The organism is Nocardiopsis halophila DSM 44494, assembly GCF_000341245.1.
GTDB classification, from domain to species: Bacteria; Actinomycetota; Actinomycetes; order Streptosporangiales; family Streptosporangiaceae; genus Nocardiopsis_A; species Nocardiopsis_A halophila.
Genome location: NZ_ANAD01000230.1, coordinates 1 through 12,194, shown reverse-complemented (window position 1 = coordinate 12,194; position 12,194 = coordinate 1). Strand labels below are relative to the sequence as shown.

The 12,194-nt window shown below is 74.3% G+C and carries 12 protein-coding genes and 1 riboswitch; of the genes, 4 read left to right on the top strand and 8 right to left on the bottom strand.

Annotated features, from left to right (window positions below):
- A partial coding sequence (locus D450_RS0125005) for an FGGY family carbohydrate kinase (RefSeq protein ID WP_017541366.1) occupies nt 1–1,191 on the top strand: 1,191 nt, incomplete at its 5' end.
- Between the two features lie 110 nt (nt 1,192–1,301).
- On the opposite strand, the gene D450_RS0125000 is transcribed toward D450_RS0125005, so the two are convergent.
- The 6 genes from D450_RS0125000 to thiO all read right to left on the bottom strand — a co-directional run bounded on the left by D450_RS0125000 (nt 1,302) and on the right by thiO (nt 7,063).
- Entirely contained in the window at nt 1,302–1,865 is a 564-nt protein-coding gene (locus D450_RS0125000; protein WP_017541365.1) for a Uma2 family endonuclease, read from the bottom strand.
- Between the two features lie 74 nt (nt 1,866–1,939).
- A complete protein-coding gene (locus tag D450_RS0124995) occupies nt 1,940–2,584 on the bottom strand; it encodes a response regulator (RefSeq protein WP_017541364.1) in 645 nt (214 codons plus the stop codon).
- A gap of 200 nt (nt 2,585–2,784) precedes the next feature.
- A complete protein-coding gene (gene pknB / locus D450_RS0124990; protein ID WP_026128755.1) occupies nt 2,785–4,815 on the bottom strand; it encodes a Stk1 family PASTA domain-containing Ser/Thr kinase in 2,031 nt (676 codons plus the stop codon).
- A gap of 11 nt (nt 4,816–4,826) precedes the next feature.
- The gene (locus D450_RS0124985; protein WP_017541362.1) at nt 4,827–5,636 is read right to left on the bottom strand and encodes a thiazole synthase; all 810 of its coding nucleotides are present in this window, start codon (nt 5,634–5,636) and stop codon (nt 4,827–4,829) included.
- A gap of 1 nt (nt 5,637) precedes the next feature.
- Nucleotides 5,638–5,838 carry a sulfur carrier protein ThiS gene (thiS, locus tag D450_RS0124980; RefSeq protein WP_017541361.1) on the bottom strand — a complete coding sequence of 67 codons (201 nt, stop codon included), beginning with the start codon at nt 5,836–5,838 and terminating at the stop codon, nt 5,638–5,640.
- Nucleotides 5,839–5,842: 4 nt separating this feature from the next.
- Nucleotides 5,843–7,063, bottom strand: a complete 1,221-nt coding sequence (gene thiO / locus D450_RS31250; RefSeq protein WP_017541360.1) for a glycine oxidase ThiO — start codon at nt 7,061–7,063, stop codon at nt 5,843–5,845.
- Nucleotides 7,062–7,172: riboswitch (TPP riboswitch) on the bottom strand. It overlaps the preceding gene by 2 nt.
- A gap of 102 nt (nt 7,173–7,274) precedes the next feature.
- On the opposite strand from thiO, the gene D450_RS0124970 reads away from it, so the two are divergent.
- Both D450_RS0124970 and thiE read left to right on the top strand, forming a co-directional pair.
- Nucleotides 7,275–7,637 (top strand): Rv2175c family DNA-binding protein, encoded by a 363-nt coding sequence (locus tag D450_RS0124970; RefSeq protein ID WP_017541359.1) that lies wholly within the window; start codon nt 7,275–7,277, stop codon nt 7,635–7,637.
- A 404-nt stretch (nt 7,638–8,041) separates the two neighbouring features.
- Nucleotides 8,042–8,698 (top strand): thiamine phosphate synthase, encoded by a 657-nt coding sequence (thiE, locus tag D450_RS0124965; protein ID WP_039820935.1) that lies wholly within the window; start codon nt 8,042–8,044, stop codon nt 8,696–8,698.
- Between the two features lie 606 nt (nt 8,699–9,304).
- Here the strand turns inward: thiE and D450_RS0124960 are convergent.
- A complete protein-coding gene (locus D450_RS0124960; protein ID WP_017541357.1) occupies nt 9,305–10,318 on the bottom strand; it encodes a MerR family transcriptional regulator in 1,014 nt (337 codons plus the stop codon).
- Nucleotides 10,312–11,130 carry a HEAT repeat domain-containing protein gene (locus D450_RS31245; protein WP_017541356.1) on the bottom strand — a complete coding sequence of 273 codons (819 nt, stop codon included), beginning with the start codon at nt 11,128–11,130 and terminating at the stop codon, nt 10,312–10,314. Before D450_RS31245 ends, D450_RS0124960 begins: the two co-directional genes overlap by 7 nt.
- Before the next feature lie 325 nt (nt 11,131–11,455).
- Here D450_RS31245 and D450_RS0124950 point away from each other — a divergent pair.
- Nucleotides 11,456–12,194, top strand: a 739-nt coding sequence (locus tag D450_RS0124950) for an AMP-binding protein (RefSeq protein ID WP_017541355.1), incomplete at its 3' end; no start/stop codon positions are given.

Here is a 12,194-nt window from a genome sequence, read left to right as displayed (position 1 = left end):
GGGCGGGCCCGGCCCCCCGCCGGCATCTGCACCGAGCTGCGCGAGGCCGGGCACGAGGACCGGGTCACCGAGGTCACCGGCCTGCGGCTGGACCCCTACTTCACCGGCACCAAGCTCACCTGGATCAAGCGCAACGACCAGCGGGCCTGGAGCGGGGTGGAGTCCGGCGAGACGGCGGTGGGCACCGTCGACTCCTACATCATCGCCCGGCTGACCGGCGGCGCCCGGCACGTCACCGACGCCAGCAACGCCTCCCGGACCCTGCTCTACGACATCCGCAGGGGCGCGTGGTCGGAGGAGATGTGCGAGCTGTTCGGGGTGCCGGTCTCGGCGCTGCCGGAGGTGGTGCCCTCCTACGGGAGCGTCGGCGAGACCGACCCCGAGGAGTTCCTGGGGCTGCGCCTTCCGGTCTCCGGCATCGCCGGCGACCAGCAGGCCGCCATGTTCGGCCAGAACTGCTACCGCCCCGGCACCTCCAAGTGCACCTACGGCACCGGGTCGTTCATCCTGCTCAACACCGGGGAGGAGGCGGTGGCCCCGGATCACGGGCTGCTGAGCACGGTGCTGTGGCAGCACCCCGACGGGCGGCTCGAGTACGCCCTGGAGGGTTCGATCTTCGTCACCGGCGCGGCGGTGCAGTGGCTGCGCGACGGCCTCGGGCTGATCGACACCGCGGCGCAGTCGGAGGGGCTGGCGGCGAGCGTGCCCGACTCTGGCGGGGTGGTCTTCGTGCCGGCCCTGACCGGCCTGGGCGCGCCCGACTGGGACCCGCACGCCCGCGGGGCGGTCTTCGGCATCACCCGCGGCACCGGCCGCGCGCACCTGGCGCGGGCCACCCTGGACGCGATCGCGTTCGAGGTGCGCGACGTCGCCGAGGCCATGGCCCGCGCCTCGGGCACCCAGGTGCCGGAGCTGCGGGTGGACGGCGGCGCCTCGGCCAACGACCTGCTCTGCCAGATCCAGGCCGACCAGCTGGGCGTGTCCGTGGCCCGGCCTCAGGTGCAGGAGACGACCGCCCTGGGCGCGGCTTTCCTGGCGGGCCTGGGCACCGGCGTGTGGTCGTCCACGGACGAGCTGGAGCGCACCTGGAAGCTCGACCGCAGGTTCGAGCCGGGGGAGCGGGACGACGCCCAGTACCGCCGCTGGAGGACGGCGGTGGAGCGCTCCAAGGGCTGGGCGGAACTGGCCTGAGGGAGCGAAGGGCGACAGGCAGGGCGACGACAGGGGCGGGCGGAACGCCGGTGGGCGTCCCGCCCGCCCCTGTCCGTGCCTCAGGCGGGCGTAGGGCGTGCGCGGCCGCGTCAGTACGTACGGAAGCGCGAGGTGTCCAGCTCGAACCCGAAGGGCTCGGGGACCGGGACCGGTTTGCCGAAGGGGAGCGTGGTCTGCTCCGTGTAGTGGCCGTTCTCCGGCGAGGAGTAGAGGGTCGAAGAGCGCGCGAGAGGATCGACCAGCAGGTAGACCGGGATGGCGGCGGCCGCGTAGATGCCCAGCTTCGCCACACGGTCGTTGTCGGCATTGGACCGTGAGACGACCTCCGCCGCCAGGACCACCTCGTCCGGGGAGACGAAGTACTCCTTGGTGTCGAGGGCCGCCTCAGGTGCGACGAAGAGGTCGGGGATGGTGCTCCGAGCGATGTGGTGCATCCTGACCTCTAGGTGCACTTCGGTGTCGTACCCTGCCGGAAGGTGGGGTTTGAACTGCCACAGCAGTTCCATGACCGTGCGCTGGTGCTTGCCGATGGGGGGTGGCGACACGGTGATCTCCGCTTCCCTCAAGATCTCCGCGCGATAGCCCCTGGGGACGTCGAGTTCGTCCAGCGTCGTGAAAAGGTCGACCGCGCCGCCGGGTGTCGTGGCTGTCACTTCCGGCCTCCGTGTCATGAGTACCGTCCCCAGGATTGTCGTGCACCGGCCACCGGTCCCGCGTGGTTTTCAGACTACTCGTCGAGGTTCTTCTCGATCGCGTAGCGCACCAGCTGGGCGCGGTTGTGGAGCTGGAGCTTGGTGAGCGTGTTCTGCACGTGGTTCTGCACCGTCCGGTGGGCGATGCCCAGCCGGGACGCGATCGCCTTGTACTCCAGTCCCTTGGCCACCAGCCGCAGCACCTCGGTCTCGCGGCGGGTCAGCTCCGGGGCCGGGTCCTCCTCCTGGGACGGCGCGGGCTCGGCGGCCAGGCGGCGGTACTCGCCCAGCACCAGCCCGGCCAGGCCCGGCGTGAACACGGCCTCGCCCCGGTGCACCCCGCGCACCGCCTCCAGCAGCTCCTCGCGGCCGGCGGACTTGAGCAGGTAGCCGGTGGCCCCGGCCTTGACCGCGTCCAGCACGTCCCGGTGCTCCCCGCTGGCCGACAGGATCAGCACCCGGGGCGCGGGGCCGTCCGAACCCGCCAGCAGCCGGGCGGCCACCTCGACCCCGCTCAGGTCCGGCAGCTGGAGGTCCAGCAGCACCACGGTGGGCCGGGCGGCCGGGGCCACCCGCAGCGCCTTGGCGCCGTCCCCGGCGGTGGCCACCACCTCGAACCCGGCCTCGGCCAGGTCGCGGGCGACCGCGTCCCGCCACATCGGGTGGTCGTCGACCACCATCACCCTGACCTGCCGTTCCTCTGCGGCCCCGGAGTCCTCAGCCGCCCCTGCCCGCACACTGCCGTCCATGCCGGGCACCTTAGCGGCGCACCGTCACGCCCGGGTAGCGGCGGGCCGGTGCAGCCCGGGGCGCGGGACATGCGCCCACGGCCCCGGGCCGCGGCAGGGGCCCCGGAGCGCCCGGTCAGCCGATCAGCCGATCAGCCGAAGGGGGTGACGATCAGCTCGATCTCGGTGCCCTTCTTCGCCTTGCCCTTGGGGTTGTAGTCGGTCACCCGGTCGCCGCCGATGACCTTGGTGACCTTCACCTTGAAGCCCAGGTCCTCCAGCTGCTTGCGGGCCTTGCCGACCTTCTTGCCGCGCACGTCGGGGACCTCGACCTCCTCGGGACCGCTGGAGACGGTGATGGTGACCTCGTCCCCCGAGCCCGCGGTGGTGCCGCCGCCCGGGTTCTGGGACATGACCTCGCCCTCGGGCACGTCGTCGCTGGGCTTGGACTCGACCTTCACCTGGAGCCCCGCGCCCTCCAGCTGGGACCGGGCCGCTTGCTCCTTCTTGCCGGTCACATCGGGGACGTCGAACCCGGCGCTGACCGTCAGCAGCACCGCGCCCTCCCGGTCGGCCATGGCCTCGGGCTCGGGGTCGGAGGAGAGGACCGTGCCGGGGTCGGCGTCGCGCGACTCGGCCTCTTCCTCCTCCACCTTGGTGAAGCCCGCGTCCTCCAGGGTCTTGCGGGCGTTCTCCACCGGCTCGCCGACCACGTCGGGCAGCTCCACGGTGCGCGGCCCCTTGGACAGCCGCACCGTCACCGTCTCGCCCGGCAGGACCTGCTCGCCCACGGCCGGGGAGGCCTCGCCGATCTGGCCGGGGTCGGCGTCGTCGCTGTAGACCTCGCCGTCGGCGATCGACATCTTCAGCCCGGCGTCGGCCAGCATCGCCTGGGCCGCCTCCTGGTCCTGGCCGACCAGCCCGGGGACCTGCTCGTACCGCCCGGCGAAGTACCACCAGCCCGAGCCCAGCAGCACCACCGCGAGCACGCCGGCCACCGCGGCCAGCACGCCCTTGCGGCGCCAGAGCGGTTCGCGGCCGGGGCCGTCCTCGTCGTCGTAGTCGCCGGGCCCGTCGAACCCGCCGTAGCCGCCGCCGGACTCCACGATGAGCGTGTCGTTGCCGCCGCCCGGGGCGGCCCCCGCCGGCGGGGGCCCCACCGCGGCCTCGGGGGGCGGCCCCTGCGGCGCGGTGGTCCCGGCCGGGGGGCCGACCGGATCGGCGGGCGGGACCGGGGCGCCCGGGTGGGCGGCGGCGCCCGCGGCGGCAGCGGCCCCGGCTGCCCCGGCTGCCCCGGCCGCGCCGGGCGCGAACGAGGCGTGCGGACCGCTCTCGGTGCCGCCGGTGGCCTGCACCAGCATCGCGTGGAACTGCGCGGCGTCCCCGGGGCGGTAGCGCGGGTCGCGCTCGGTGGCGCGCGCCACCAGGTCGTCGATGGACGCGGGCACCCCGGCCACCACGCGGGAGGGCCGGGGCACGTCCTCGTTGACGTGCTTGTAGGCGACCGCGATGGGGGTGTCCCCGGTGTGCGGCTGCTCTCCGGTGAGCAGCTCGTAGAACAGGACGCCGGCCGCGTAGACGTCGGTGCGCGCGTCGGAGGCGCCGCGCTCGATCTGCTCGGGCGCCAGGTAGGCCGCGGTGCCCATGAGCGTGCCGGTCTTGGTCATGCCCTGCCCGGCCGACTCCACGGCCCGGGCCAGCCCGAAGTCGGCGACCTTGACCCGGCCGTCCTCGGTGAGCAGCACGTTCTCCGGCTTCACGTCCCGGTGCACCATGCCCGCCTGGTGGGCGGCGCCCAGCGCCGAGAGCACCGGGGCCATCACCCGGGCCGCCTCGGCCGGGCCGAACCGGCCCATCGCGGTCAGCATGTCGCGCAGCGTCCGCCCCGGCACGTACTCCATCGCCAGGAAGACCGTGCCCTGGTCCTCGCCCTGGTCGAAGACCTGCACCACCCCGGGGTGGGAGAGCTTGGCCACCGAGTGCGCCTCGTTGATGAAGCGCCGCACGAAGTCGGGGTCCTGAGCCAGCGAGGGGTGCATGACCTTGAGCGCCAGGCGCCGGTCGAGTCGCAGGTCGTGGGCGAGGTAGACGGTGGCCATACCGCCGCCCGCGACGCGCGACTCGACGACGTAGCGACGGTCGAGCGTCGCACCGATGAGCGGGTCGGCAGTCGTTCTGTCCACGAGAGGGGAGTCTACGGGTGATCGGCCGGAGGGGACGAAGCGTGCGCGTGGCGGCGCACCGGGATGCGCCCGGCGAGGCGGGCCGAACGGCCCGCGGTCACGGCGTCGCGCATCGCCCGGGCCATCAGCACCGGGTCCTGGGCCCGGGTGACCGCGCTGGCCAGCAGCACCGCGTCGCAGCCCAGCTCCATGGCCTGGGCGGCCTCGCTGGCGGTGCCGATGCCGGCGTCCACGATCACCGGCACCCCGGCCTGCTCCACGATCATCTCCAGGCTGTGCGGGTTGCGGATGCCCAGCCCGGAGCCGATCGGCGCGGCCAGCGGCATCACCGCGGCGCAGCCCACCTGCTCCAGGCGGCGGGCCAGCACCGGGTCGTCGTTGGTGTAGGGCAGGACCGTGAACCCCTCGTCGACCAGGCGCTCGGCGGCGTCGAGCAGCTCCACGGGGTCGGGCAGCAGGGTGCGCTCGTCGGCCACCACCTCCAGCTTGACCCAGTCGGTCCCCAGCGCCTCGCGCCCCAGGCGGGCGGTGCGCACGGCGTCAGCGGCGGTGAAGCAGCCGGCGGTGTTGGGCAGCGGGGCGATGCCGTTGCGCTCCAGCACGTCCCAGACCGAGCCGTCGGAGCCGGGGGTGACCCTGCGCATGGCGACGGTGGTCAGCTCGGTGCCGGAGGCCTGCAGGGCCTCCTCCAGCACCCGCATGGAGGGGGCGCCGCCGGTGCCGGTGATCAGCCGCGACGCGAACGAGCGCCCGGCGATGACCAGCGGGTCGGCGGCGGTGGCGGCGGCGCGGACGCCGTCGTGGGCGGTGGCGGTCGTCATCTCAACCTCCCTGGACCGCGGTGAGCACGTCCACGCGGTCGTTCTCGGCGACGGTGGCGGTGTCCCAGCCGGCCCGCGGGACCACCTCGTCGTTGAGCGCGGCGGCCACGCCGTTCGCGGCGCCGGTCAGGCCGCGCACCAGGTCGCCGACGGTGGTCCCGGGGTCGACGGCGCGCCGCTCCCCGTTGACGGTCACCTCCATGGCTTCAGGGCTCCTCACGTTCTTCCCGGGTGTTCGTTCCTGGGGTCCTGGGCCCCTCGCCGGGCCCGAAGCGGGCGGCCGCGAAGGGGCGTGCCTCGGCCGGAAGGTCCTCGCCCAGCAGGGCGGCGGCCATGGCGTCGGCGGTGGCGGGGGTGAGCAGCACCCCGTGCCGGTGGTGCCCGGTGGCCAGGTGCAGGCCCTCGGGCGCGCCCGCGCCGAGCGGGCCCAGCAGCGGCCCGTTGTCGGGAGACCCGGGGCGCAGGCCCACGCAGGCCTCGCCGATCTCCAGCTCGCTGACGCCGGGCACCAGCTCGTGGGCGTCGCGCAGCAGCCCATAGACGCCGCCCGCGGTGAGCCGGGTGTCCCGGCCCATCTCCTCCTGGGTGGCGCCGAGCACGACCTCCCCGTCCGGGCGCGGAACCAGGTAGACCGGGGCGCCCTTGACCAGGCCGCGCACGGTGCGGGAGACGACCGGCTCCTGCCCGGCCGGGGTGCGCAGCCGCAGCAGCTGCCCCTTGANCCCCCCCCCCCCCCCGCCGATGTCGGGGGTCCAGGCCCCGGCGGCCAGCACCACCCGGCCGGCCTCGATCACCCGTCCCGAGGCGGTGCGCAGGCCGCGCACCGCGCCGCCCGCGCACACCACCTCGGCGGCGCGGTCGGCCACGAGGACGGCGCCGCGGGCGGAGGCGGCGCGGCGCAGGGCCGCGGTGAGCCGCCGCGGGTCCACCGAGTGGTCGTCGGGCGCGTGCACGCCGCCGCGCACGTGCGGGGCGAGCATCGGCTCCAGGCGGCGGCATTCGCGGGAGGTGATGCGTTCGGCCTTCAGGCCCAGCCGGGACTGCAGCTCGCCCAGCTCGGTCAGGCGGGCGAGGTCGTCGGTGTCGAAGGCGATCTGCAGGGTGCCGCGGGGGCTGTAGCCTGCCGCGGTCCCCGCGTCGGCCTCCACCTCCGCGATGAAGGAGGGGTAGCGGTCCCGGGAGGCGGCGCCCAGCCGCATCAGCGCCTCTTCGCCGAAGACCGCCTCGGTGGCGGGGGTGAGCATGCCGGCGGCCACACCGGAGGCGGCCGCGGGGTCGGCGGCGGGGGCGACGACGGCGGTGCGCAGGCCGCGGCGGGCGGCGCGCCAGGCGGTGGCCAGGCCGATCAGGCCGCCGCCGGCGATGACCGCGTCGAACGCGCCGACCGCTCCGGGCGTATCGGGCGCCTCGGGCGACGATTCGGACATGGCGGTTCTCACCACTCCCTTCGCCGGTATGACCCGGATCAGGTTCGTGCGGTCGGGGGCGGCAGCCCCCCTCTCAGCCGGGTCCCACCCGGCTCCCGCGGGGACGGTTCCGCCGGGAACGCGTCCCGGCGGCGACACATCCCATCCTAGTCGGCGCGCCCCGGCGGCACGAGGCGCCCTGAACGTCCGAGGGCTGTGGCACATTGGGTTCGTGACTCAGAACGACAACGGTGCCGACTCCCTGGTCGGCGACTGGATGACCCTGAACGAGGCGGGCACGGCGCTGGGCATCGGGCCCAACCGCGTCAAGCAGTACATGCGCGAACGGCGGCTGCTCGGCGTCAGGCGCAAGGGAGAGGTGATGGTCCCGGCCGCGCTCATCGCGGGCGGGGACGTGCTCAAGGGGCTGCCGGGGACCCTGACGCTGCTGGCGGACAGCGGGTTCTCCGAGGAGGAGGCCCTGGAGTGGCTCTTCACCCCGGACGACACCCTGCCCGGCTCGCCGGTCCAGGCCCTGGCGGAGAACCGGGGGACGGAGGTGCGGCGCAGGGCGCAGGCGCTCGGCTCCTTCTGAGCCCGGACACGGCGCCGGTACGCCGCTAAGGCCGAGGCGGCGCTCCGGTCCTCAGCGGGCGGGGCCGCCGGATGCGAGAGGCCGGGATGGTGTCCCCGGCCACGGGGCCGGCCGCTGTGCGTGCGCTTCCGGTTTCGGTGCGGGGACATGCGGGATGAGGTCGTGGCCGCGGTGTCGGCGGCGGATGTCCGACGGCGATGGCCGGCTGAAGGACGCCACCCGCGGCCGGTCGGCGGCCACGATGGACACGGACGGAGCCGCCGTACGGAGGAGGCCGGGGAGAGCCCGCCCCCGACCACCGGAAGCCGGTCACCGCGTGCTCGCCGCCGCCTCCCGCACCGGCAGAGGCCGTGGTCGGTGACGGGCCCCGGCCTCGTCGGGGGACGCACCGCTACTCTGGCCGGATGAGCGACAGCTTGCGCGAACGACTGGGCGGCGCCCGCCTGTACCTGTGCACCGACGCCCGCCGGGACAAGGGCGACCTGGCCGCGTTCCTCGACGCTGCCCTGGCCGGCGGGGTGGACATCGTCCAGCTCCGTGACAAGGGGCTGGAGGCGCGCCAGGAGCTGGAGGCCCTGGAGGTCATGCGCGAGGCGTGCGACCGCCACGGGGCGCTGATGGCCGTCAACGACCGCGCCGACATCGCGCGTGCGGCCGGAGCCGACGTGCTCCACCTGGGGCAGAACGACCTGCCCGTGTCCTACGCGCGGCAGATCATCGGGGGCGGCCCGCTGATCGGCCGGTCGAACAACAACGCCGATGTCGCGGCGGCATCGGCCAAGGAGCCCGGGACGGACTACTTCTGCGTCGGACCGACCTGGGCCACCCCCACCAAGCCGGGGCGCCCGGCCGCCGGGCTGGACCTGGTGCGCCGCGCCGCCGAACTGGCCGAGGGGCGCCCGTGGTTCGCCATCGGCGGCATCGACGCGCAGAACCTCGGCGAGGTGCTGGAGGCCGGGGCGCGCCGCGTGGTCGTGGTGCGCGCGATCACCGAGGCCGAGGACCCCCGCGCCGCCGCGGCCCGCCTGAAGAGCCGCCTCGCCGAGACCCCCGTGGCCTGACCCCGCCGCGATCCGGAAGCCGCCGAACCGCCGGTGCCCCGGGGACGGCGGCGAGAAGGGCCGTCGGCTGCTCGGCAGGCGCTGTCAGGGGCCGGGTACGCGGATGCTCGGGGCGGAGAGCGGCGACAGAAGTGGTCTTCCCGGTCGTGCTGTCGGGTGGTCACCGGACGGGGCGACAACGGAATGGCGGGCCTCCGCTCACGGCCGCTCGCCGACGGTGGGCCGTCGCCGGTCCGGGGGGGGGAGTGCGGGGCGTGTTCGTGGGGCCGCTGCCGCCCTTCTGACGAGTGTTCGGCGTCCCTGCAGGATCGGTGGTGGCGGAATCACCCCGTTCGATAGTGGTGAATCACCACTATCTGTCCTGCAGGGGGCGACCGTCCCTGTGAGGTGGGGGGCGATGGTGGGCGTGCCGGGCCAGGAAAGCCGGGGAGACGGCCCGGAGGTCGGTGTCTCGTGGACATTCGGGCGTGCGTAGGTCCCCTTCTGCGCCAACCGCTGTTTCAGGCGGGTCGAGTGCTGCCGACGTTCTGGAACATGACGCCCGGACGGAGTCCCTGGCCTCAATGCGCTCGGCGCTTTCGGACCCTGGGGTGCCCTCAGGGCACATCAGGGGGGCCGCTCTTCGATGACTCCGGCCAGGGCCGTGGCGACCAGGGCGACGGCGGGGTCGTCGTCGCGGGTCAGGTGGTGCAGGACCTCCTGTGCGGGGGCTCCCTCGAGTTCGACCAGTGCCTGGGTGAGGCGGATCCGCGTCGCGGAGTCCGCTGCGGGCGCGGCGAGGGCGTCGGCCAGGGCGGCCGTGATCCGTTCCGCGCACCCGGGCTCCCGGGACAGCGCCCCCAGGACCTCCGCCGCCTCCACGTCGTTGGACCCCTCGACCACCATGCCGACGAGCTCGGGCACGGCCGCCGTCACGCCCTGCCTGCCCAGGGCCAGGGCGGCGTGTCTGCGGACCGTCGCGTCCGCGTCCCCCAGGGCGCCCTCCAGCACCGCGGCCGCGCCCGGAGCCCCGGGCATCTCGGTGATCGCCAGCACCGCGCGCCGCCGGACGGCGACGTCCTCCGAGCGCGTCCCGGCGCCCAGCACCGCCGTGCCGTCGCCGTCCGATCGTGCGAGCGCCCAGCGCAGGGCGCCTGCGACGTGGGGGTCGGATTCGTCCAGGACCGCCCGGGCCAGCAGCTCGGCGGGGACCGGCGCCCCCTCCGACCCGGCCAGGACGGCCTGGTTCCTGCGCGCGGCGCTCGTCGAATCGAGCTCCCGCATGAGCTCGACGATGCGCAGCACGTCCTGCCAGTCGGCGGGGGCCGACGTGTCGATCGCACGGAGCCGTTCGAGCAGCTCCTGCTCCCAGGCCAAGCGCTCCTCCGTCCACCGGATGAGGTCGCCGACCAACGCGGACGGCGTGAAGGCCGGGTCCTCCAGCGCGCGTCCGATCTGCTTGAGCGACAGCCCGAGGGACCGCAGGCTCTCCACGTGGAAGATCCTGCGGACGTCTTCGGCGGAGTACTCGCGATAGCCGCCGGCGGTGCGGCCTGTCGGCCGCACCAGCCCCAGGGCGTCGTAGTGCCGGAGCATCCGGGTGCTCACCCCGGAGCGGCGGGCGACGTCGCCGATCAGCACCCCGAGGCCCCCGGAGCCCCCGTCGCCGCTGGAGCGCCCGAGGCGCCCGAGGCGCTGGAAGCTCCCGAAGCCGCCGAAGGCTCTGCGGCCTCGGCGGTCACGGTGTCCGCCGACGCGACCGCGGCGGCGGCAGCGGCGGCCCGTTCCGGGCCGAGCGCGACCACGCGCTCCGCCTCTGCGAGGGCCGCGTCGAACCCGCTCTCCGGGTCCTGGCGGAGCAGCTCGGTGGCGCGGGCGTGCGCGGCCACCTCCGGCTCGGGGCTCTCCGCGGCCTCCTCCAGGAGGGGCGTGACCGCCTCGCCGAGGTCCGCCAGCGCCCGGCTCAGGCTCAGCCGCACGTCGCGCTCGCCCCGGCCGAGCTGCAGGACCAGTTCACCGGCCAGCCGCCTCCGCTCCTGCTCGTCCTCGGGGACGAGGGCGGCCGCGACCCGCCATGCGGTCCGTGCGACCTGGTCGTCGGCGTCGCGCAGCAGGTCGCGGGTGATCCAGGCCCACGTGCCCGCGTCACCGATCTTGGACAGCAGGTGCAGCGCCTGGCTTCGGGCCTGAGGGGGCTCGGAATCGAGCTCCCGGCGGATCCGGGGCAGGGTCGCCTCCGACGGGAGGCGGGTCAGCGCCCAGGACAGCATGTCCCGCACGAAGAGGTCGGGCTCGACCGCGCACCGCTCGATGAGCGTCTCCAGAAGCGCAGGGTCGGGGTTCGAGCCGACCGCGAGTGCCGCCCGGAGCCGGACCGACGTGTCCCCGGCGGACAGGGCCTCGGCAACGCGGGTGTTCTGTGGTGTCGTGGTGCTCGTTTCGATCGGGACCACCTCCTGCGCCCAAGTGAAGACCTTGTCACTGTGTCAAGGTCAAGACTGTGGTCGGCAGGTTGACGAATTCGCTGGTCAAAGGGCTTCGGTGTGTGAGGGGGAGGAGGGAGCGCCGATTCCGCGCCTCTGCTGCACAGGAATGGGGAGCTGCACTACAGGGACGTCCTTCTCCGGTGGTCCCAAGGGCCTCAGAGCCACCTCCACCCTCTCCTAACACTGTTAGGTAACGATTGCCGGGCACGCCTGTACGCGGCCCCGTCCGGCTCTCTAGGTTCGGTGACACGCATCACACGGGCCGCCGTACCTGGGAGCGAGGGCAATCACCATGCGCAGCACGATGCAGGACGTACCGCTGTCGATCGGCGACCTGGTCCGCTACGGGACCACGGTCCACGGCGACGCCGAGGTGGTCACCTGGACCGGGGGCGAGCCGTACGCGTCCACCTACCGGGAGGTGGGGCGCCGGGCCGCGCAGCTGGCCCACGCCCTGCGCGAGCTCGGCATCACCGGCGACCAGCGGGTCGCCACCTTCCAGTGGAACAACCAGGAGCACCTGGAGGCCTACCTGGCCGTTCCGGCCATGGGGGCGGTGCTGCACACGCTCAACATCCGGCTCCACGCGTCCCAGGTCGCCTACATCGCCGACCATGCCGAGGACGAGGTCGTCATCGTCGACGCCAGCCTGGTGCCGCTGTTCGCCCCGCTGCTGCCGAAGCTGAGCACCGTCCGGCACGTCATCGTCGCCGGGGACGCCGGGGCCGACCTGTCGGCGCTGGATGCCGACGGGGTGCGGGTGCACCGCTACGACGCCCTGATCCAGGGCCGCCCGGAGGAGTTCGACTGGCCCGTCGTCGACGAGCGCGACGCCGCCGCCATGTGCTACACCTCCGGCACCACCGGTGACCCCAAGGGCGTCGTCTACAGCCACCGCTCCATCTGGCTGCACTCCATGCAGGTGTGCATGAGCGACGGCAAGGGGCTGAGCCAGGGGGACAAGGCGCTGGCGATCGTCCCGATGTTCCACGCCATGTCGTGGGGCCTGCCGTACGCGGCGATGATGGTCG